The following is a 20,615-nucleotide window of genomic DNA, read 5'->3' on the forward strand; positions in this document are numbered from 1 at the left end:
AAGGAAATGCAATCTTCCATTGAGGCAATTGCCGATTCATCACATGACGACCGAGGCGTCTGGCCAACAAAGCAAAGCAAGATTCTCGATTGGCTGATGAACGATGTGCGCGACCAGCGTTTCATCGACAACATCCTCGTCGAACTATGCGAGAAGCTGTTGGTCGCTGGGATTCCAGTCGCGCGATCGACCATGCATTTCAGGACGCTGCATCCGCAATGGGCCGGCGCACGGATCCTCTGGCGCACAGGCATGAAAGAAGGCGATATTGCGACGTTCAGCTATGGTGTCGAGAACACGCCGCAGTTTCTGGCAAGCCCCATCAACGAGATCTTCAACGGCGCAACCGAGGTCCGCCAAAATCTCGAGGTTTCCGACGGGAGCCAGTTTGCCTATCCGCTCTATAGGGAACTACACGCGGAGGGATTGACCGACTATATCGCTTGGCCGATTTATCACACCCTTGGTAAGCGCCATATCGTCACCTTCGCCACGGATATGCCGGGCGGCTTCACCGAGGCGCACATCACTGTGCTCAGGGATTTGCTTCCAGCCCTGACCATGGTGACCGAGATCAGGTTGAAGAACATCATGGCGCGCACGCTGTTGCGCACCTATGTCGGTCCGCATGCCAGCGAGCAGATCCTGGCAGGCGCGACGACACGCGGAAGCGGCGCTACGGTGGGCGCGGCCATTCTTATCTGCGATCTTCGCGACTTCACGAACATCTCCGACATGTGGCCACGAGACGATGTCATTGAACTGCTCAATGGCTATTTCGATGCCATGGTCGAGCCGATCGAAAAGCATGGCGGCGAGATTCTCAAGTTCATGGGTGATGGGTTGCTCGCCATCTTTCCGTTGAGCGATCCCAATGCATGTCACAATCTTCTTCTCGCCATCGGCGAGGCGCAGGCGGCCGTGGGAGTACTCAACGAGGAAAACCGCAAGCATGGCCGCGAAGTGCTGCGCTACGGCGTCGGAGTGCATGTCGGCGATGTGATGTATGGCAATATCGGCTCGCGCACCCGTCTTGATTTCACCGTCATCGGCCCGGCCGTTAACATTGCCTCGCGGCTGGAATCGCTGACCAAGGAGGTCAAGCGGCCAGTGCTGTTGTCGAAGGCATTCGTCGATATGGCCGCATGCCGGCGCGACATGGAAAGCCTTGGCTCCTTCCCTCTGAAGGGTCTTGGCGAGCCGGTCGATGTCTACGCCTTCGCTGCAAAGGAAAGGTTGCCGGAAGCCAGCTGATCGCCGTATTAAACTGCCCGGCGGAGCGGCGATTTAATACGGCGCGACTCAGTCGGTTGCAAAACGTGAAATGACCGGGGGTGCCGCTGCGGATCGAGTTCCCTATATTGTGAAGTGGATCATGACGATAGCCGCCTTATTTTGGGGATCGTTCTGGGCGTACGTACGTTTAGTAAGGGTTGATTCTATCGGCTCGACCACGAGGGTGCCTGCCACCCTATAATACTCTGACAAGGAGAAAACAGATGAGAAAAATTTTGACCCTGGCGTTTTCAGCAGCATCTTTGATCGTTGCAGGCACGGCGGTGGCACGGGCGGCTGACATGCCGACGAACTATCGCGAAGAAGAGCCGGATCAGCGCAACGGCGTGAAAATCGGCTACCTCGAGTGCGAAATCGGTGGCGGTGTCGGCTATGTGCTCGGCTCGGCAAAGGAGGTGGATTGCACCTTCCATTCGACGGTTGGACGCGAGCGCATCGACCATTACACCGGTGCGATCCGCAAAATGGGTGTCGATCTCGGCTTCACGACCCGCAGTCGGCTCGTCTGGTTGGTCTTCGCGCCGACAGCCGGCTATCATCATGGTTCTCTGAGCGGCCTCTATCAGGGTGCCACCGTTGAAGCGACGGTCGGTGCCGGCGTCGGAACGAACATTCTCGTTGGCGGCACTTCCGGCTCGATTCATCTTCAGACCGTAAGCGTGACGGGTCAGCTCGGCCTGAACGTGGCCGCGACCGGCACGTCGGTTACGCTGACCTCGGCCGAGTGAGCTTTCGGTCACAGCTTGTTGCATGACATGGCCGCTCCCGCCTGGCGTTGGAGCGGCCGTTGTTTTTCGTGCGGCGCTTTAGCTAGGGGCAATTCCAGGAAAGGCGTGCAGCGGTTTTCCTGGAATTGCGGAAAACACGAGGATACAGCCTTTTCGCGAGTCGAAGAAAAGCGGAAACGCTCTATGCCAAACTCAGCAATTCATTGGAGCCAGGTTCATGACAGATACCGTCACCGATCGCTTTCTTCGTTACGTTGTCATCGATACGCAATCGGATCCGACCTCAAGCGCGCAGCCTTCCACCGAAAAGCAGAAAAATCTTGGCCGCGTGCTCGCCGATGAGTTGCGGTTGATTGGCCTTGCCGACGCACATCTCGACGAGCACGGCTATGTCTATGCGACCATTCCATCGAATGTCGACAAGCCGGTTCCTGTGATCTGCTTCTGCTCCCACATGGATACGGCGCCCGATTTCACCGGCACGAACGTCAAGGCGCAAATCCTCAAGAACTACGACGGCGGCGATATCCGTTTCTCTGGCGATCCGCAGCGAGTCATCCTTGTCGACGAGCACCCTGCCCTTAGCGATCAGATCGGCAATGACATCATCACTTCGGACGGGACGACGCTGCTCGGCGCCGATGACAAGGCAGGCCTCGCCGAGATCGTGACGGCCGCCCAATATCTCGTCGACAATCCGGATATCCGTCACGGCACCATCAAGCTTCTGTTCACGACCGACGAGGAGATCGGACGCGGCGTCGACAAGGTCGACCTGAAGAAGCTTGGGGCACAATTCGCCTATACGGTCGATGGCGAAACGGCAGGCCATATAGAAGATGAGACTTTTTCGGCCGACAGCGTCGAGATCGTTATCCAGGGTGTCGCCATTCACCCGGGCTTCGCCAAGGGGAAGATGGAAAATGCCATCAAGATCGCCGGCGCGATCATCGACAGGCTGCCGAAAAACATCGCCCCCGAAACGACCGCGGACCGGGAGGGCTTCATTCATCCCACCGGTGTCAGCGGTTCGATGGAGAAGGCCGCGCTCGGCTTCATCATCCGCGATTTCGACGAGGCGGCTCTCGCGGTCAAGGAGAATATGCTGGAGCAGATCGTCAAGGATGTCATGGCGACGTATCCAGGTTCCTCGCATACATTTACCGTCAGGCAGCAATACCGCAACATGAAGCCAATCCTCGACCGCCACCCGCAGATCGTCGAAAATGCCGTCGAAGCCATCCGGCGGGCCGGTATGACGCCGGTGCGCGGCAGCATTCGCGGCGGTACGGACGGTTCCAGGCTCTCGTTCATGGGCCTGCCCTGCGCCAATATCTTTGCTGGCGGACATGCTTTCCATTCGCCGCTGGAATGGGTCAGCCGCCAGGATATGGAAAGAGCCGTAAAGACCCTCGTTGAATTGGCGAAGATCTGGGCGGAACGTGCCTAAGCGTTTCCGAGAAGGGTATTTCCTGCTCTACCAATCTATGCGTGCGACGTCGTCGAGCGCCTCTCGGCCTCGTCGCAGCATCGCACCGGGCGCATCCACCGCCCTGGTCAATATATGGCGAGCACCGGCCAGTGGGTGAAAGCCAACCCGCTCCTCCACAACGGGAGACGGATCATCGTCCCCAGCCAAGGATGGCTCCGCCTCGGCATATTGCGGATATCCCGAGATCAGCGGATCGCGTGTTTCGCATTGCGGCAGGCAGCGATCGAAACGTTCGACGTCACCAGATGCCGCGACGCTCGTCTTAATGGCATCGGTGCGCGAGGCAGTCTTCTTAGCCGGAGCGCTACTTTTCGCAGCGGTGAGAGGCGACGGCTGTGGAATCGGCACCGACATCACCTGTTGGGCCGGGCTCGCATCCACCACGACCTGCAACCCATTGGTGGCGACATGGTCCAGCAGCCCGCGGCTGCTGATCGTAATTCGACCGCTATCATCGATGATACGCATGGCACGCTCAGTCGGAGCCGTCTGAACAATCATGTAAAGAGCACCAACCACCGTGCCGCAAACCGCAAGACCGGAACCCAGCCGCCGGGTCGTCTCGCTTTGGCCATTCCACCATCTCATAGGCTGCGCATCCATCGATCGCTCCTTAGGACAAGATCTCGCCTGCCCATTCTGACTGGAACTGTGGCGCGGCTTTTACCGAAACATGGCTAATTGCGGACCTTTTGCAAAAAAATGTTGATGGAGGCGCTGATCCAGGAGGAAAGACCGGCAAGTCACGGGCTTCCTCTTCTCGAACTTTGATCCAGACGAATCACCGGGCTTTCCCAAGAGCATGATTCGCGGAATATGAAGCATGTATTCCCGCTGCCACTATCCGGTTTCGGCGATCATTGAATTCACCTTGCGTTAACCATATTTTTCAAAACTACAACTCATATTCAGGTAATCGTTGAATAAAACAAAACTATACTCAGGAGGTATTCTTTCAATACTGTAACGCTCTCGTCCGCCTTTTTCTGCCTCATTGCCAGCAAGGCATATATGTGATTACTTTATCATATTCTGATGCGTATGGGGTGTGCTGAGGGGGAATACGAATGCAGAGGATGCTGCACGGCGCTGTCCTTGCTGCTATCACGATGATCGCAGCGGCGCCGTCCACGATGGCCGCCACCGCGACGGCCAATATGACGGTCCGCATTACCATCCAGGCACAATGCCTGATCCAGAGCGCCAACGATCTTGATTTCGGTACTAACGGCGTCATCGCTGCCAATATCGACCAGGCCACCACCATCGGCGTTCAGTGCACGTCGGGGCAAACCTACAATATCGGCTTGAGTGCCGGCGCCGGCAGCGGAGCGACGACGGCCGTACGTGTGATGACCGGGCCGAGCAACGCAACGATCAACTACGGCATTTATCGCGACGTTGCCCGTACGCAGACCTGGGGCATAACCATAGGCACCGACACAGTCACAGGCACGGGCAATGGCGCGGTCCAGAACATAGACGTCTACGGCCGGGTGCCGCCGCAGACCACGCCGGCTGCGGGCGTCTACACGGATACAGTGGCGGTTACCGTTACCTACTGAAAACCCGTCAATTGAGGAGGATGCCATGCAACGCATGTTGCCATGCATTGCCGCGTCTACGCTTTTTTGCCTCAGTGCTCACGGCATCAACGCGGCGTCCCTGCGCGTAGCACCCACCAGTCTCGAACTCGTCGCGCCGGCCAGCGCGACTGTTTTGAACCTCGGCAATGACGGGGACCATCCCATCAATGTGCAGATACGCGTTTTCAAATGGAGCCAGGCGGACGGGATAGAGCGCCTGGAACCGACGAGGGATGTTGTCGCCAGCCCTCCTTCGACAAGGATGAACCCGAACGGTCAGTATGTCGTCCGAGTGATCCGAACGAGCAAGGCGCCAGTCAGAGCGGAAGAGACCTATCGCGTCATCGTCGACGAATTGCCGGACGCGTCGCGGACACGGGCCGGCACGGTCACGCTCATCATGCGTCAATCCATTCCCGTCTTTTTCAAGCAAGCCGATGCGAAGGCGCCCGATGTCTCCTGGAGCGTCGCCCGTCAAGGCAGCGGCCTCTTTCTGGTCGGCAGGAACAATGGCGGCAGCCGCTTCCGGTTGTCGAACCTCACCCTGGCGCAAGGAGGGACGAAGATCAGCGGCCGCAATGGGCTGGTCGGATACGTGCTCGGCGGTGCGACGATGCAATGGCCGATCGGGGCTGCGAAGTCCCTTTCCGGGAGCACGGTAACGCTGCATGGCCAGAGCGATCTTGGGCCGTTCGATGCAAAAGTCGCCGTTAATCAACGGTAGCGCCGGTGCCGCTCTCTTATACATCTGTCTTTCAGTTTCGGTGCTGCGTGCTCAAGAAGTGCCCAATCTGCCGGCGGTGGCCGCGTCCGCAAACGAGCCGGCCGGCAGCCGCGACATCTACCTGGAAGTATTCATCAACAATACGTCGATGAAGATGATCGGTAATTTCAAACAACGCCCGAATGGCTCGATTGCGGCCGCTGCTGAGGAATTGCGCGAGGTCGGCATAAAGCCTCCGGCTGATGTTGCCGACGACACGCCGGTCGAACTCGGCGCTCTGCCCGGCCTGTCATATCAGGTCGACGAAGAGACCCAGCGGCTCTATGTCCAGACGACCGACAAGGGCCGTGCCCCGCATGTCATCGACGTCAAACGGCAACAGGAAAGCACGATCCCAGCACCCCAGGCAGGCTACGGCGCCGTCCTCAACTATTCCCTCTATGCGAGCTCCAACAGCCTCTTTGAAGGCGGTTCAAGCCTGTTCCAAGGCATATCCGGTTCGTTCGATGCCCGTCTCTTCAGTCCCTACGGATCGCTCAGCCAATCCTTCCTGGCCGGCTACTCCGACGGCAGCCTCGATGGCATAACCCGCCTCAACACGACGTGGAGCTACTCTGACCCGAAAAGGCTTCTTACCTATCGCGCCGGCGACATAACGACGGGCGGCCTTTCCTGGACCCGGCCGGTCTATTTCGGCGGCATCCAATTCCAGCGCAATTTCGCGCTGCGTTCCGACCTGGTGACCGAACCCTTGCCTGCGTTTGCCGGCAGCGCCGCCGTCCCTTCGACACTCGATATCTACACGCAAAACGTGCGCACCTATTCGGGTGATGTCCCTGCAGGTCCGTTCGAGGTGACCAATCTTCCCGTCTTTTCCGGCGGCGGGCAAGCGACCGTGGTGTTGCGCGACAGCCTGGGGCGGGAGACGACGCAGACCTTGCCCTTCTATGCGTCCAATTGGCTTCTGCGCCGTGGTCTTCTGGATTTTTCGACCGAACTCGGTGTCCCGCGACGAAACTTCGGCACCGAGTCCGACGATTACGACGGCCGGATCATGGGCGTCGCCACGGCTCGCTATGGATTGACCGATTGGCTGACGCTGGAAGGGCATTTCGAAGGTGGAACGGATCTATTGAATGGCGGTGTCGGGGCCGCCTTCCCTCTCGGCGCCTGGGGTGTGGCATCGGTTGCCGGTGCGGGGAGTAAAAGCGGCTCCCGCACCGGGACGCTTGTGAATGCCTCGTTTGAGCTGAGCTACGACAGGTGGGCGCTCTATGCGCGCATGCAGCGCGCCTTCGACGATTACGACGACATAGCATCCGTTTCCGCCAGACCGACGGCGGGCACGGCGGGCGAATTCACCATATTCAGCGCCGGCGTACCGCGCGCCATCGATCAGGTCACCCTCAGCGTACCGGCGCCGCTGGATCTTTCCAGCCTCAATCTTTCCTACACCAGGCTTGAAAATTCGGACGGAAGCAAAAGCCGGATCGCCGGGCTTTCGTACAGCCAGACGTTCAAGCGCGCGACGCTCTACGCCACCGCCTTTACCGATCTCGATGAACGAAGCAATTTCGGCGTCTTCGCCGGCCTTTCCATTCCCTTGGGCGACAGCGTCACAGCGAATACGGGCATCCAGAGCGGGCCGAACGGGCTTGACGTGGTTGCCGACGTTTCCAGGCCGCTGCGGCAGGAGGATGGCAGCGTCGGCTGGCGGCTGCGTACGTCCGAGGGCGAGGATGCCAACCGGGAGGCTGCGATCGGCTATAGAGCGTCATTCGCTGAGTTCGAAGCCGGCGTTCAGCAGCAGAACAATCAGGCACGGGCGGTCGCGCGCATGGACGGTGCCATCGCGGTCGCCGGCGGCGGCGTCTTTGCCACCAACCGGATCGACGATGCCTTCGCCATCGTCGACGTCGGCGCCCCGGACGTCGAAGTCCAGCAGCAAAACAGGCCTATCGGCAAGACCGGCCAGAGCGGCCGCATTCTGGTGCCGAACCTCAATTCCTATGAACCCAATACCGTTTCCATCGATCCCAAGAATCTTCCCGTCGATGCCGATGTGCCGGCAACCCGGGAAACTGTCGTCCCGGCGGATCGCAGCGGTGTCGTCGTCAAATTCGGCGTGGCGGAAGCGCCGCAGGCGGCACTTGTGACCATCAACGACAAGAACGGCGTGCCCCTGCGGGCGGGGTTGAGCGGCACATTACAGGGATCGGATGAGGCGTTTGTCGTCGGCTATGACGGCCAGGCCTATATGCGCGGACTGCATGCGCGCAATTCGATCGACGTCTCGCTGGAAGATGGAACGAGGTGCCATGCCGAATTCGCCTACAAGCAGCAACGAGGCGCGCAGGTGACGATCGATGATGTCAGGTGTTTTTAGGATGCTGCGATCGATTGCCCTTCTGCTCGTCTTGCTGCTACCTTCGCTATGCGCCGCACAGAGCTGCAGCTTCACCGCAACCGATATGAACTTTGGCGCGGTCGATACCTTGTCGGGCACTCCGGTCAATTCAACATCCACAATAAATGTAAGTTGTTCCGGGGGAGTCCTGGACCTGGGCAAGCGACTGCTGATTTGCCCCAATATCGGCGCCGGCAGTGGTGGAGCATCCTCGTCGGCAGCCCGCCAGATGGTGAACGGAGCAAGTTCTTTGAACTATCAGCTCTACTCCGATTCCGGCCGGAGCGTGATCTGGGGATCGAGCAACTGGTCCTATCCGTCACGGGCACCGGCCTACGCGCTGACAATGGCCCTGTTGAATGGGTCATTGGTCGGCGCAACCGGCAGCATGACGGTCTATGGCTCGGCGCTGGGAAGCCCGCCGACGGCGGCGCCGGGCGCTTATACATCGAGCTTCACCTCCCCCGACACCTCGTTCTATTACAGCTACAGCAGCGCCACCAACTGCGCATCGCCCTCGGGAACGGTGGGAACGGCATCGTTCAGCGTCAATGCGAGCGTCGCCGGCAACTGCCTGGTCAGCGTCCAGAATATCGACTTCGGCACGCAGGGCGTGCTGCGAACCAACGTCGACGCCACAGGTTCTGTGACTGCGACCTGCACGCCGGGCACGAACTATACGATCTCCCTGAATGGCGGCACGGCGAATGCCGCACCGACGGCGCGCAAGATGGCGAAAGGGGCCGAGACTGTGACTTACGGCCTCTACAAGGATACGGGTAGGCTGCAGCCCTGGGGCGATGCCAATACGCCGGGAAGCACCGTCGCTGGAAGCGGAACGGGTGCCGCTCAGCCCCTGACGGTTTACGGCCGCGTACCGCCACAGACGACGCCATCTCCGGGAGTCTATACGGATACGGTGGTGGTCACGCTCACCTATTGACGCGAATTGCCGGCGGCGAGCCAATCAACCGGCGTTTTCGCTACATGTCTCCGCTTCGCCTTGCCAAGCAGCCGCTACGGCAGATCTAGTTCTGAACGAAAGCCGCGGGCATAAAATTGGCGCGGGCGGAGTAGTGCGGCTGGCCGACCACATGCGATATCACCAGCGCATAGACCAGGATCGAACCCAGGACGATGACGATACCGTTCAGCGGAAAACTCATCTTCGACGCTGCACCGGGTGATGCTTCGGGATTTATGCCAGAGCACTTTTTCGCGGCTGGTTCCACGCTCGCGAAGGGAAGCAACAGCTCCCTTTCCAGGCGGGCTTGTGCATCAAGATGCTTGCCATGTTTGCTCGTGGGCCGGAACTGGATGACTTCGCCCATGTTTCTCGCGGTCCCTTTTACCGCTTGCTGCTATTCGCCATTGTCTTGGCTATCGTCGACATCGACGTAATCGATGCGAACCACGACCTTTTCGGGTCGTTGATCATCGTGCGGAACGATCACGGTCACAATTACAGCGATTGTCGCGCGGCTTGACGGACAGCAGGCGTCCCTTCGTCTTCGACAGGACTTCGTCCACCGCATTCGAGCAATCCTGGATTTTGTAGGTGATCTGATTTTGCCCCGCCAATCCGGAGCCTGCAACCGAAATTCCCGCAAGTATCGTTAGGATCCTGAACATTGGCGCACTATACGCCAAGGACGGAAGGGAGGCGACCGAAGTTCGCAGGAAACCTAGCCTATCTGCGTCATCTTTTCGTTGCGTGTGGCGAAGCTGCCAAGAACAAACATTGCCCGGAGATGATGGACTTTCCCGTCCAATTCACGGATGGAGAGGCTACCGATTTGCGGTCATCGCGCATGCGCATCACCCGGGCCAATCAACTCGCAGCAAGGAGCAGGATGCTTACCCTCGAAACCTCCCGGCTCACTCTCCGGCCCTGGCGGAACAGCGATCGTGCTCCATTTGCCGCCATCAATGCGGATGCGGAGGTTCGGCAATATTACTACCCGAGCCTGCTCGCGGCCGAGGAAACGGACGAGCTGATCGATGAAGCAGCCAAGCAACTGGCTCGGGAAGGCTTCGGCTTCCTGGCCGTCGAACGGAAAGCCGATGGCGCGCTGATCGGCGGCGCCGGTCTTTCACGTCCCGGATCGGAGGTTCCAGGCAATTTCCCGCTGGAGATCGGCTGGATTCTCGGACGTGCTTACTGGCGGCAAGGCTATGCGACGGAAGTCGGCCGCCGCTGCCTGGAGTTCGCCTGGCGGCTCCAGGCCGAATGCGTGATCGGCTACACCTCGTTCATCAACCATCCGTCGCGCCGGGCGATGGAAAAGCTCGGGATGATCTATGTAGAAGGCGGTGATTTCGACGACATCACCGTGCCGCCTGGCCATGTCATGCGGCCGCATGTGCTCTATCGCATCGATCGCCCGACACGATAGACCCGCAGATATATAGGAGCGATCTGGGCGGCAGGCACGTCGAGCATGCAATGTTCGTCCTTGCGTTGCCGATCCTTTCACGCGACACATCTGCTATGAATGTACAGATAGCCCATCCCTTCGACTTCGATCCGACCTATGGCCTGCAGCTAAGCCAGTTGCAGGCTATCGAGATACCGGAAGCCCCGCCCGGCTTCGACGATTTTTGGCAGAAGCGCTACAAAGCCGCCATTGCCGTCGACCCGCAACCGAAGCTTCGCCACAGCAGGTTGCGTCACGACAACTGGCATGTTTTCGATATCAGCTATATGTCGACAGGGTCGTTTCAGATCAACGGTTGGTTGCTCGTTCCTCGCAATAGTCTGGTACGACGCGGCCTAGTCGTCGGACATGGATATGGAGGCAGGGACCAGCCCGAGTTCGATCTGCCGGTCGAAGAGACCGCTGTTTTGTTTCCCTGCAGTCGCGGGCTTTCTCTAAGCGCCCGGCCGCCGATTCCCTCGGATGCGTCGGGGCATGTTCTGCATGGCATCGAACATCGCGACACCTACGTCATCGGCGGCTGCGTCGAAGACATCTGGCTTGCCGTTTCTACCTTGGGAACTCTTTACCCGTGGCTTGCAGGCCATATTGGCTATAGCGGCATCAGCTTTGGCGGCGGCATCGGGGCACTGGCAATTCCGTTCGATGCAAGGATCAGACGCGGCCATCTCGTCGTCCCGACCTTCGGCCATCGTCCGCTGTGGCTGACCTTGCCGACCGTGGGCAGCGCGCAATCCGTTCAGGCCTATCAGAAGCAACATGGCAGCGTTCTGGAAACCCTGCGCTTCTTCGATGCAGCGATCGCCGCAAGCCGGATCACCGTTCCGATGCTCGTCGCGCCTGCCCTCTTCGATCCCGCCGTTGCGCCGCCCTGCCAGTTCTCCGTCGCAAATGCGCTACAGAAGTTTAACGAAATCTTCATTCTGGATGCCGGCCACTTCGATTATGCTGGCAGCGAGGAGCAGAACGCGATTCTGCGAGACAAGGTCGGGCGATTTTTCAAGGTGCTATGAACCGCGAATATCTGCGCTGGTACAGCCCGCGGCTGGATCGAGACATGGAGCTGCTGGTGTTCGGTCATGCCGGCGCCAAGGTTTTGGTGTTCCCTACGCGCGACGGTCGTTTCTGGGAATATGAGCAGATCGGCATCGTTGCCAGCCTCGCCGAGAAGCTCAATGCCGGGCACCTTCAGCTCTATTGCATCGAAGGGCTGGCCAGGGAAACCTTCTACGGCGCTCATCGCCACCCGGCCGAGCGCATTCGCAGGCATAACGCGTTCGAGGACTATATCCTGAACGAAGTCCTGCCGCTGATGGCGCAGAAGAACGCGCATGAGTGTACCATCGTCCATGGCTGCAGCCTCGGCGCCTTCCAGGCCGCGAGCCTGGTCTTCCGTCACCCTCACCTTTTCCGCAAGCTGGTGGTCTTTTCCGGCCGCTACGACCTGACAATGACCGTCGAATCCTTCACCGATTTGTTCGACGGCTACTATGACGACGAAATCTACTTTCACATGCCGACACATTTTCTGCCGGGGCTAGCCTGCGATTGGCGATTGGAGAAGCTGCGTCAGATCGAGATCGTCATGACGATCGGGGACGCCGATCCCTTCATCGACAACAACCGCCATCTGAGCCGCCTGCTGGCGGACAAACAGATCGATCATCGACTGCATGTATGGAACGGACGCGCTCATCGAGCCGGCGCATGGCGCAGAATGGCGCCGCTTTACATCTGATCAGGCGACCGACACCGCGAACTCCGCATGTGGCGAGGTCGCATGTCCCAATGGGATATCAGGCAAGTCCGGCCGGGATTGGCCGCAAAGCCTTGCGGGCACCGTAGTCCCGCTCGTGGGACTTGCGATGCTGTTGCTCGGAGCTTGCGGAGAACTCAACCAGAATGCGCTCCATCATGCCATCCGGATAGGTTCCGGTGTCGGCGGTCTCGACTTCCGACTGGGCGGTAACGATCTTCAGATTCATCTTTAGTCCTCCGGCTCGGCACGGAAACCCTTGATTCCAATGTTTGTTCCATTAGTATCCGCATAATTGTTAAAAAATTAACTACGTCCGTTAATCAATTCGGACGACGCGGTATCGAACTTGAATGGCCGGCCGGATTGGAACATTCTTGCAATCCTGGCATTCAATCTCTGATGGATTGGGGAGCTTGATGCATCGATCCAAATCACTTTGGAAACGGCACTGGATGCTGCCAGCGAAACAACCGACATCGATTTCGACTTGAGACCGGCCTCGGACTCCGTTTGGAGCCCGAGTGTCTTTTGCATGCCTTCGATCAATCACTGTCCAATCGGCGGATAGACTGGAACGGATCATGGCCATCATCATCACTTCGATCATTCTCGCACTCATCGGCCTGGCGCTTGGCAGCGGCGGACTTTGGCTCGTACTGCTCGGCGGAAGTTTCTTTTATCTTCTGGCTGGCCTCGCCTTTCTCCTGACCGCCATCCTGCTTGCCATGCGCAAGGCCGCCGCCCTTTGGCTCTATGCGATTTTCGTGCTTGCAGCGCTTGCCTGGGCGATATGGGAGGTGGGTTTCGACTGGTGGCAGCTCGGTCCGCGCGGCGGCCTCATCATTCTGATCGGACTATGGTTGCTGACGCCCTGGATCCGGCGCCCCCTCGGCTTTCGCAGCCTCGACGGGGTTCACTACGGAGCCAATCCCTGGCCGCTTGCCATTTCCCTCGTCATCGCCATCGTCGTTGCTGTCTATTCGATGACGACCGATCCTCACGATCTAGCCGGCGAATTGCCGACGACTGTTGTTTCGAATGCCCCGATGGGCGGCGACGTGCCTGACGGCGAATGGCACCAATATGGCAGAACCTCCTTCGGCCAGCGCTATTCGCCGCTTGATCAGATCAATCCGCAGAACGTCACCAATCTCAAGGAGGCCTGGCGTTACCAGACCGGCGATGTGAAGCGCCCCGACGATATCGGCGAGACCACCTATCAGGTGACGCCGCTGAAGGTGGGCGACACGCTTTTCATCTGCACGCCTCACAGCCTGGCGATTGCGCTCGACGCGAAGGACGGCAAGGAAAAATGGCGTTACGACGCCAATGCCGGCATGAACCCCAACCGACAGCATCAGACCTGCCGTGGCGTCTCCTACTATCACGACACGGCCGCCGCAGCCGGAGCGGCTTGCGCCGACCGTGTCTATCTGCCGACCTCGGATGCCCGGTTGATCGCGCTCGACGCAGCCAGCGGCAAGGTGTGCCCGAGCTTTGCCAATCAGGGCACGCTGCATCTCGAGGCCGGCATGAAATACAATCCCGCCGGCTATTATTATTCGACGTCGCCTCCCGTCATCGTCGCCGACAAGATCATCATCGGCGGTGCGGTCAACGACAATTACTCGACCCAGGAGCAATCCGGCGTCATTCGCGCCTTCGATGCCCGGACCGGCACGCTGCTCTGGAACTGGGACTCTGGCAATCCGGACCATACGGCTCCCATACCCACGGGACAGACCTACACCACGAACTCGCCGAACAGCTGGTCGGTTTCCAGCGCCGATGAGGCGCTCGGGATGATCTACGTCCCGCTCGGCAATCAGACGCCCGACCAGCTCGGCATGGGACGCAGCGAAAACGTCGAACGCTTTTCCTCCTCGGTGGTGGCACTCGATATCAATACCGGCCAGCTCAAATGGGTGCAGCAGTTCGTCCATCATGACCTTTGGGACATGGACGTGCCGGCCCAGCCCGTGCTCCTCGACCTGACCAAGGCCGATGGCAGCGTCGTTCCCGCACTGGTCGCCTCGACCAAGCAGGGCGACATCTATGTGCTCGATCGCCGCACAGGCGCACCGATCATTCCCTTCAAGGAGATTCCGGCACCGGGCGGCACCATTCCCGAGGATCATGCCTCACCGACGCAACCGATCTCGGACCTGACTTTCTCGCCGCCGCCGCTCAAGGAAAAGGATATGTGGGGCATCTCGCTGTTTGACCAGCTCGCCTGCCGCATCTCCTTCCATCAGCATCAATATGAAGGCCGCTACACGCCGCCGTCGCTGCGTGGATCCATCATCTTCCCCGGCAATTTCGGGACCTTTAACTGGGGCAGTGTGGCCGTCGATCCGGAACGGCAGATCATGTTCGGCATGCCGACATACCTGGCCTTCACATCACGGCTGGTGCCTCGAGCCGAGATCCCGCCGAAGGGCGCAGGCGACAAGGGCAGTGAGCAGGGCCTGAATCGCAACGAGGGTTCGCCCTATGGCGTCTATATGGGTCCGTTTGTCAGCCCGCTCGGCATACCCTGTCAGGCGCCACCCTGGGGCTATGTCGCCGGTGTCGACCTGAAGACCGGCAAGATCGCCTATAAGCATAGAAACGGCACTGTACACGACATGACGCCCTTGCCGCTGCCCTTCAAGGTCGGCGTTCCCGGCATCGGCGGCCCGATGATGACCAAGGGTGGCGTCGCCTTCCTCGCCGCCGCGGTAGACGATTATCTGCGAGCCTACGATGTCACAACAGGCATGCAGCTCTGGCAAGCGCGTCTGCCGGCGGGCGGCCAGGCAACGCCCATGACCTATACGGCAAGCGACAATAAGCAATATGTCGTCATCGTTGCCGGCGGTCACGGTTCCGTGGGCACGAAGCCGGGCGACTATGTCATCGGTTATACGCTGCCATAGGCCGACAATTTTGGTTAGCTTTTCCGGGAGCGTAAGCGGCCGGATTCGATGTGATCACCATCGGAATCGGTGGGCGGTTCCCAGCCGAAAACGCTGCGGCCGCCATAGGAAAAAGCGCAGTCGAACTCGCCGGCAACGATCTCCTTGAGATCGGGGCCGGTGACATAGCGCTCCAGCATTCTCGACTGATCATCCAGGCGCTTGAGAGCCGACAATTCCTCGTCGCGACCGAGGCGGCCTTTCCTGACAGCTGATTTCATCACGCTTATCGTCTCGTCATAGACTTTCAGCGGCACCGGAAAAGGATGCCGGTCCTTGCCGCCATGCGCGAGCGAAAAGCGCGCCGGGTCGGAAAAACGGCAGGGTGCGCCATGCACGACTTCGGCGACCATCGCCAAAGCCTTGACCGTTCTGGCGCCGACGCCGGACGTCAGCAGCAATTCCTGGAAATCGACCGGGCCACGGTCGGCCGCGGCGGCAAGGTTTCCATGCAAACGCCGCATGTTCACATCTTCCTCGCGCACATCATGATGTGCCGGCATGATGAGATAGGGCAATGTCGGCTGAAGCTCAACTTTATTGTTTGCTTTAGCTTTCCTCTCCAGTGCATTGAATTCACGGATAATTCCATCGGGGCCGATCGAGGCAAGCAAATCGAGCTGTTCGCTGCGGGAGCGCTCCGCGCGTCGATCGGCGAGATTGATGATCTCGCCCTGTTCGCGCCCTTCGATGGCCGCATGCGGCGAATCCAGAAAGCTCGTGAGGCCTTCGGATAACCAGTGATAGCGCCGCGCCTGCCGCCGTTCGCCATTCATGCCTTGCTGGATCACGACCCACTTGCCGTCATCCGCGACAATGAAGCCATGCAAGTAGAGATCGAAGCCATCCTGCACGGCTGCACTATCCACCTTCGCGATCAGCCGGCTCTTGGTGGCAAGGGACGCACCGTCAATACCGACGCGATCGCCGATATCAACCAGCTCGCCCGGCGTCTTGCGCGATTGCGCGCCACGGCCACCGCAGACATGAATGCCGAGTTCGCCGGAAAGCGGCGTCAGGCCGCGTTTCAAGGCGCCAAGAACGCTTGTCGTGATTCCGGAGGAGTGCCAATCCATGCCCATGACGGCGCCGAAGGACTGGAACCAGAAGGGATTGGCGAGACGACGAAACAGCTCGTCCCGCCCATAATGCTGCACGATCGCCTCGGTGATGACGGCGCCCAGGCGCGTCATCCGGTCTCCAAGCCAGCGCGGCACACGGCCACCATGCAGGGGAAGGTCAGCCTTGCCAGCTCTTTGTGCCAAATCCACGACTCTCGTTCTTCATCGCGGCATTATAGTCTCGACACGCGAGATACGCCATCCGCGGGGCGAAGCGATCTGCCGAGGCTGCAATATGGGATCGCGATAAAGTTAAGCTGGCATCGGCATGGGCGCAAAATCCTGCATTGCGCCCGAAAACGGCTTGGGCAACGGCGAGGCATAGGAACTGCGTTTGCTGGTGGATAGCCCGAGCGACACCAGCGCCTCGGCCTGCTTGACCGCTGCGGCGACGCCATCCACGACCGGGACGCCATAGATCGATTGCAGTTCTCGTGCGAGATCCGCCATGCCGGCACAGCCGAGTACGATCGCCTCGGCTCCATCCTCCGCAAGCGTGCGCTCGATTTCCGCCCGCAACTTTCCGATCGCGCCGGAAGACGGGTCTTCGAGCTCGAGAACGGGAATGTCCGACGCTCGAACCTTCGCCCGCCCGCCCATGCCGTAGCGCTTGACGAGATTGTCGATGAGGATGCGCGAACGCTCGAGTGTCGTCACCACGCTGAAGCGCTGCGCCAGAAAACCAGCCGTGGCAACAGCGGATTCACAGAGCCCGACAACGGGAACGTCACAAAACATGCGGGCTGCTTCCAGGCCGGTGTCGTCGAAACAGCAGATGATCGCCGCATCATAGCCCACTGCCTGCCTCTCCCTCAATTCGCGCAGCATGCCAGGTACGGCTAGCGCTCCGTCGTAATAGCCTTCGATCGAAGCCGGCCCCATCTGTGAGGTGGCGGCGATGATTTCCGTGCCGGCGCTTGCCACGGCGCGCGCGGCGATCGCCGCCTTCTCCGTCATGGAAACGGTCGTATTCGGATTGATGAGCAGCAGGCGCATGATCTCAACTTTTCTTGGCTTGGCGGCGGCCGAGCATGGTCATGACGGCAAGCGCCAGCAGGATAATGGTGAAGGAAAAGAGCGTCGTCACCGTTCCGAGCGCATAGAGCACCGGCGTCGTCACGTTCGTCGTCATCCCGTAGATTTCAAGCGGCAGGGTGTTGTAGGTGCCCGATGTCATCAAGGTGCGAGCGAACTCGTCATAGGACAACGTAAAGCCGAACAGGCCGACGCCGATCAGGCTCGGCGCGATCATCGGCAGCACGACGTGGCGAAAGGTTTGCCAGGGGCTGGCCCCGAGATCCCGAGCGGCTTCTTCATAGGCCGGCGAAAACCGGTTGAAGACCGCGAACATGATCAGCACGCCGAAAGGCAAAGTCCAGGTCAGGTGCGCGCCGAAAGCCGAGGAATACCAGGCGGGCGCAAGACCGCCCTGCTGGAAGACTACGCCTATCCCGAGCGAAATGATGATCGACGGTACAACGAGGCTCGCAACGGTCGCATAGAACAGGAATGTCGATCCGCGAAAACGGCGGCGAAAGGCGAGCCCCGCCAGCAGCGACACGACGACGGTCACGAGCATGACCATCACGCCGAGTATCAGCGACCGCTGGAACGAAGCACCGAAATCGCCGACCGCCTGCTTCTCGAAGAGATTGGCAAACCAATGAAGCGACACGCCGTTCAAAGGAAAAGTCAGCCCACCGTCTGGCCCCTGGAAGGACAGGATGACGATCGCCGACAGCGGGCCGTATAGGAACAGTACGAAAATGGCGAAGAAGATTGCCAGGACATAGAATTCGAGGCTGCGCTTTTCGTGGTTCATCTCAAAGTTCCTTGCGGATATCGACGACGCGCAGAATGGCTGCGACCATCAGCAGGACGACGATCAGCAACACGACGGCATTGGCGGCGGCGGCCGGATATTGCAGCAGCGACATCTGGTTCTTCATCATCAAGGCGATGGAAGCGCTCTGGCCGCCGGACATTACCTGCACAGTTGAAAAATCGGCCATGACGAGCGTGACGACGAAGATGCTACCGATCGCTATTCCCGGCTTGGCGAGTGGTATCACCACATTCCAGAGCACCTGCCATCCGCTAGCTCCGGCATCGCGCGCGGCCTCGAACAGCGAGCGGTCGATGCGCATCAGCGTGTTGAAGATCGGCGTCACCATGAACAGCGTGTAAAGGTGCACCATGGCCAGCACGACGGCGAAATCGGAGTAGAGCAGCCATTCGATCGGCTTTGGAATGAGACCCATCTCGATCAGTGTCGAATTGACCAGCCCGTTGCGCCCGAGAACGGGTATCCACGAGATCATGCGGATGATGTTGGAGGTCATGAACGGCACCGTGCAGACGAGAAACAGGATCATCTGCGTCGAGGTGCGACGGATATGAAAGGCGAGGAAATAGGCGACCCAGAAGCCGATGAACAGGGTCAGTGCCCAGACAATAGCAGTGAATTTCAATGTGTTGAGGTAGGTTTTCCAAGTAACCCATGAACCCAACGTGTCGGTATAGTTCGTGGTCAGGAAGGCAGGATAAAGACTGGCGAAGTCATAGTCCCAGAAACTGACGATGCCGATCATCGCGATCGGTAGCAGGAAGAAGAAGCCGAGGATCAGAAAGAGCGGAACCGCCTGCAGATAGGCCACGGCCCAGGCAGGCACGCCAAATCCACGTCCAGCTTTTGGTGTTTCCTGCTCCGCGTCCGAGGAAGCGATCGTCGCCATGTTCAGGCCTTTCCGTTGATGAGCCTCTCCCCGCGAACGGGGAGAGGAGACGATGGACGCAGTTTATGCCGCGATGAATTCGTTCCAGCGGCGGACCATGTAGCGGTCTTCGTCCATGACGGAATTCCAGCAGGCAACCGCACCCATGCGGGCTTCGAACGAGCCACCGTCGCGAACGGCGCCGGCCTTCTCCATGACCTTGCCCTCCGGAGACAGAATATCGCCCTGTGCCGGCTTGCCTTCGATCCAGTAGTCCCATTCGTCGGCGGACATGAAACCCTTGGCGGTGTCCATGCAGGCGGAATAGTAGCCCTGGCGGTTGAGGTAGCCGCCAACCCAGCCGGAGGTGTACCAATTGATATACTCGTAAGCCGCGTCGAGCTGGGCACCCTTGAGATGCGAGGCAAGGCCGAGACCGCCGCCCCAGGCGCGATAACCTTCCTTGAGCGGCTGGAAGGTGCACGCAATACCCTTCGAGCGTACGGCGGCAACCGCCGGCGACCACATGGACTGGATGACGACTTCGCCCGATGCCATCAGGTTGACGCTTTCGTCGAAGGACTTCCAGAAGGCGCGGAACTGACCGTCACCCTTGGTCTTGATCAGGAAGTCGATCGTCTTGTCGATTTCGGCCTTCGTCATATTGCCCTTGTCGGCATATTTGATCTTGCCGGCAGCTTCCATGATCATCGCGGCGTCCATGATGCCGATCGACGGGATATTGAGGATCGCGGTCTTGCCCTTGAAGGCCGGATCGAGAATATCGGCCCAGCTGGTGATCGGACGGCCGGTGAGATCGGGACGGATGCCAAGCGTGTCGGCGTTGTAGATGGTCGGAACCATCGTCATCCACTGCGTCGGCTCCTTGGCGAACTTCTTCGAGCTCTGCCCCTCGACGAAGCCGACCGTATGCGGCGCCGTGCCCTGGGCAATGACGCTGTCGGGCTTCAGCTTGCCGTTGATGAAGAGCGGCACGATCTTGTCGTAATATTTGAGCTTCTTGACGTCCATCGGCTGCAATACGCCCGATGGAAACACCTTCTTGGCGATCCAGTATTCGATATCGGCGATATCGTAGCTGTTCGGCTGCGTCACGGCTCGCTGTGCAGCGGCATCGGAATCGGTCGCGGTCATCTCAAGCGTAATGCCGAGATCGGCCTTGCACTTCTCGGCAATGGCATTGATGTTCGAAACGCCGGTGCCGAACTGGCGCAGTGTGATGTTCGATTGCGCCCAGATGGTCGGAAAGCCGGTGATGGCACCGGAGCCGGCCATGGCGCCGAGAGCGGCGGCGCCGGTCTTCAGCAGCGAGCGGCGGGAAATGCCTTTCGTCGTCTTGGTAGTCTTGGTTTCAGTCGTCATGTCAGTTCCC

The 20,615-nt window shown here is 59.4% G+C and carries 19 protein-coding genes; 11 read left to right on the plus strand and 8 right to left on the minus strand.

What is annotated here, in order from left to right; translation table 11 throughout:
• Window positions 1-6: 6 nt before the first annotated feature.
• The 3 genes from HGP16_RS11485 (at window position 7) to pepT (ending at window position 3,474) form a co-directional block, all read left to right on the plus strand.
• Entirely contained in the window at window positions 7-1,254 is a 1,248-nt protein-coding gene (locus HGP16_RS11485) for an adenylate/guanylate cyclase domain-containing protein (RefSeq protein WP_168840136.1), read from the plus strand.
• A 245-nt stretch (window positions 1,255-1,499) separates the two neighbouring features.
• Entirely contained in the window at window positions 1,500-2,024 is a 525-nt protein-coding gene (locus HGP16_RS11490) for a DUF992 domain-containing protein (RefSeq protein ID WP_168840137.1), read from the plus strand.
• A 217-nt stretch (window positions 2,025-2,241) separates the two neighbouring features.
• Window positions 2,242-3,474, plus strand: coding sequence for a peptidase T (gene pepT, locus HGP16_RS11495; RefSeq protein ID WP_168840138.1), 1,233 nt, complete (start codon window positions 2,242-2,244; stop codon window positions 3,472-3,474).
• Between the two features lie 27 nt (window positions 3,475-3,501).
• On the opposite strand, the gene HGP16_RS11500 is transcribed toward pepT, so the two are convergent.
• Window positions 3,502-4,119 carry a hypothetical protein gene (locus HGP16_RS11500; protein ID WP_168840139.1) on the minus strand — a complete coding sequence of 206 codons (618 nt, stop codon included), beginning with the start codon at window positions 4,117-4,119 and terminating at the stop codon, window positions 3,502-3,504.
• 464 nt (window positions 4,120-4,583) lie between these two features.
• Between HGP16_RS11500 and HGP16_RS11505 the strand changes: the two genes are divergently transcribed.
• The 4 genes from HGP16_RS11505 to HGP16_RS11520 are packed head-to-tail and all read left to right on the plus strand — an operon-like array spanning window position 4,584 to window position 9,176.
• Window positions 4,584-5,081: a spore coat U domain-containing protein gene (locus HGP16_RS11505; protein ID WP_168840140.1), complete on the plus strand. Its 498-nt coding sequence runs from the start codon at window positions 4,584-4,586 to the stop codon at window positions 5,079-5,081.
• A gap of 25 nt (window positions 5,082-5,106) precedes the next feature.
• On the plus strand, window positions 5,107-5,826 hold the full coding sequence (locus HGP16_RS11510; protein ID WP_168840141.1) for a molecular chaperone: 720 nt from the start codon (window positions 5,107-5,109) through the stop codon (window positions 5,824-5,826).
• Window positions 5,798-8,212: a fimbria/pilus outer membrane usher protein gene (locus HGP16_RS11515; protein WP_168840142.1), complete on the plus strand. Its 2,415-nt coding sequence runs from the start codon at window positions 5,798-5,800 to the stop codon at window positions 8,210-8,212. Before HGP16_RS11510 ends, HGP16_RS11515 begins: the two co-directional genes overlap by 29 nt.
• 1 nt (window position 8,213) lies before the next feature.
• The gene (locus tag HGP16_RS11520) at window positions 8,214-9,176 is read left to right on the plus strand and encodes a spore coat protein U domain-containing protein (RefSeq protein WP_168840143.1); all 963 of its coding nucleotides are present in this window, start codon (window positions 8,214-8,216) and stop codon (window positions 9,174-9,176) included.
• Window positions 9,177-9,261: 85 nt separating this feature from the next.
• On the opposite strand, the gene HGP16_RS11525 is transcribed toward HGP16_RS11520, so the two are convergent.
• Complete coding sequence (locus tag HGP16_RS11525) at window positions 9,262-9,564, minus strand: hypothetical protein (RefSeq protein WP_168840144.1); 303 nt, start codon at window positions 9,562-9,564, stop codon at window positions 9,262-9,264.
• Window positions 9,565-10,086: 522 nt separating this feature from the next.
• Between HGP16_RS11525 and HGP16_RS11530 the strand changes: the two genes are divergently transcribed.
• The 3 genes from HGP16_RS11530 to HGP16_RS11540 all read left to right on the plus strand — a co-directional run bounded on the left by HGP16_RS11530 (window position 10,087) and on the right by HGP16_RS11540 (window position 12,409).
• The gene (locus tag HGP16_RS11530; RefSeq protein WP_168840145.1) at window positions 10,087-10,629 is read left to right on the plus strand and encodes a GNAT family N-acetyltransferase; all 543 of its coding nucleotides are present in this window, start codon (window positions 10,087-10,089) and stop codon (window positions 10,627-10,629) included.
• Between the two features lie 95 nt (window positions 10,630-10,724).
• Window positions 10,725-11,684 (plus strand): acetylxylan esterase, encoded by a 960-nt coding sequence (locus HGP16_RS11535; RefSeq protein WP_168840146.1) that lies wholly within the window; start codon window positions 10,725-10,727, stop codon window positions 11,682-11,684.
• Window positions 11,681-12,409, plus strand: a complete 729-nt coding sequence (locus HGP16_RS11540) for an esterase family protein (RefSeq protein WP_168840147.1) — start codon at window positions 11,681-11,683, stop codon at window positions 12,407-12,409. Before HGP16_RS11535 ends, HGP16_RS11540 begins: the two co-directional genes overlap by 4 nt.
• A 58-nt stretch (window positions 12,410-12,467) precedes the next feature.
• Here the strand turns inward: HGP16_RS11540 and HGP16_RS11545 are convergent, their stop codons facing one another.
• Window positions 12,468-12,656 (minus strand): hypothetical protein, encoded by a 189-nt coding sequence (locus tag HGP16_RS11545; protein WP_168840148.1) that lies wholly within the window; start codon window positions 12,654-12,656, stop codon window positions 12,468-12,470.
• A 355-nt stretch (window positions 12,657-13,011) separates the two neighbouring features.
• Between HGP16_RS11545 and HGP16_RS11550 the strand changes: the two genes are divergently transcribed.
• Window positions 13,012-15,348, plus strand: a complete 2,337-nt coding sequence (locus tag HGP16_RS11550; protein ID WP_168840149.1) for a glucose/quinate/shikimate family membrane-bound PQQ-dependent dehydrogenase — start codon at window positions 13,012-13,014, stop codon at window positions 15,346-15,348.
• 14 nt (window positions 15,349-15,362) lie between these two features.
• Here the strand turns inward: HGP16_RS11550 and HGP16_RS11555 are convergent, their stop codons facing one another.
• The 5 genes from HGP16_RS11555 to HGP16_RS11575 form a co-directional block, all read right to left on the minus strand.
• Window positions 15,363-16,652 (minus strand): DUF763 domain-containing protein, encoded by a 1,290-nt coding sequence (locus HGP16_RS11555; RefSeq protein ID WP_168840150.1) that lies wholly within the window; start codon window positions 16,650-16,652, stop codon window positions 15,363-15,365.
• A 108-nt stretch (window positions 16,653-16,760) separates the two neighbouring features.
• Window positions 16,761-17,504 (minus strand): aspartate/glutamate racemase family protein, encoded by a 744-nt coding sequence (locus tag HGP16_RS11560; RefSeq protein ID WP_168840151.1) that lies wholly within the window; start codon window positions 17,502-17,504, stop codon window positions 16,761-16,763.
• A gap of 4 nt (window positions 17,505-17,508) precedes the next feature.
• Window positions 17,509-18,330 (minus strand): ABC transporter permease, encoded by an 822-nt coding sequence (locus HGP16_RS11565; RefSeq protein ID WP_168840152.1) that lies wholly within the window; start codon window positions 18,328-18,330, stop codon window positions 17,509-17,511.
• A gap of 1 nt (window position 18,331) precedes the next feature.
• Window positions 18,332-19,243 carry an ABC transporter permease gene (locus tag HGP16_RS11570; protein ID WP_168840153.1) on the minus strand — a complete coding sequence of 304 codons (912 nt, stop codon included), beginning with the start codon at window positions 19,241-19,243 and terminating at the stop codon, window positions 18,332-18,334.
• Window positions 19,244-19,306: 63 nt separating this feature from the next.
• Window positions 19,307-20,605, minus strand: coding sequence for a PotD/PotF family extracellular solute-binding protein (locus HGP16_RS11575; protein ID WP_168840154.1), 1,299 nt, complete (start codon window positions 20,603-20,605; stop codon window positions 19,307-19,309).
• Between the last annotated feature and the right edge of the window lie 10 nt (window positions 20,606-20,615).

The sequence above is a fragment of the Rhizobium sp. P40RR-XXII genome (genome assembly GCF_012641405.1).
Taxonomy (GTDB): Bacteria; Pseudomonadota; Alphaproteobacteria; order Rhizobiales; family Rhizobiaceae; genus Rhizobium.

Bases quoted from the DNA above. Each gene is read 5' to 3' on its own strand.
- HGP16_RS11505 (WP_168840140.1), top strand. From the start codon at position 4,584: ATGCAGAGGATGCTGCACGGCGCTGTCCTTGCTGCTATCACGATGATC.
- HGP16_RS11575 (WP_168840154.1), bottom strand. From the start codon at position 20,605: ATGACGACTGAAACCAAGACTACCAAGACGACGAAAGGCATTTCCCGC.
- HGP16_RS11485 (WP_168840136.1), top strand. From the start codon at position 7: ATGCAATCTTCCATTGAGGCAATTGCCGATTCATCACATGACGACCGA.
- HGP16_RS11535 (WP_168840146.1), top strand. From the start codon at position 10,725: ATGAATGTACAGATAGCCCATCCCTTCGACTTCGATCCGACCTATGGC.
- HGP16_RS11500 (WP_168840139.1), bottom strand. From the start codon at position 4,119: ATGGATGCGCAGCCTATGAGATGGTGGAATGGCCAAAGCGAGACGACC.
- HGP16_RS11550 (WP_168840149.1), top strand. From the start codon at position 13,012: ATGGCCATCATCATCACTTCGATCATTCTCGCACTCATCGGCCTGGCG.
- HGP16_RS11565 (WP_168840152.1), bottom strand. From the start codon at position 18,330: ATGAACCACGAAAAGCGCAGCCTCGAATTCTATGTCCTGGCAATCTTC.
- HGP16_RS11515 (WP_168840142.1), top strand. From the start codon at position 5,798: ATGCAAAAGTCGCCGTTAATCAACGGTAGCGCCGGTGCCGCTCTCTTA.
- HGP16_RS11530 (WP_168840145.1), top strand. From the start codon at position 10,087: ATGCTTACCCTCGAAACCTCCCGGCTCACTCTCCGGCCCTGGCGGAAC.
- HGP16_RS11490 (WP_168840137.1), top strand. From the start codon at position 1,500: ATGAGAAAAATTTTGACCCTGGCGTTTTCAGCAGCATCTTTGATCGTT.
- HGP16_RS11520 (WP_168840143.1), top strand. From the start codon at position 8,214: ATGCTGCGATCGATTGCCCTTCTGCTCGTCTTGCTGCTACCTTCGCTA.
- HGP16_RS11525 (WP_168840144.1), bottom strand. From the start codon at position 9,564: ATGGGCGAAGTCATCCAGTTCCGGCCCACGAGCAAACATGGCAAGCAT.
- HGP16_RS11560 (WP_168840151.1), bottom strand. From the start codon at position 17,504: ATGCGCCTGCTGCTCATCAATCCGAATACGACCGTTTCCATGACGGAG.
- HGP16_RS11540 (WP_168840147.1), top strand. From the start codon at position 11,681: ATGAACCGCGAATATCTGCGCTGGTACAGCCCGCGGCTGGATCGAGAC.
- HGP16_RS11545 (WP_168840148.1), bottom strand. From the start codon at position 12,656: ATGAATCTGAAGATCGTTACCGCCCAGTCGGAAGTCGAGACCGCCGAC.
- HGP16_RS11510 (WP_168840141.1), top strand. From the start codon at position 5,107: ATGCAACGCATGTTGCCATGCATTGCCGCGTCTACGCTTTTTTGCCTC.
- pepT (WP_168840138.1), top strand. From the start codon at position 2,242: ATGACAGATACCGTCACCGATCGCTTTCTTCGTTACGTTGTCATCGAT.
- HGP16_RS11570 (WP_168840153.1), bottom strand. From the start codon at position 19,243: ATGGCGACGATCGCTTCCTCGGACGCGGAGCAGGAAACACCAAAAGCT.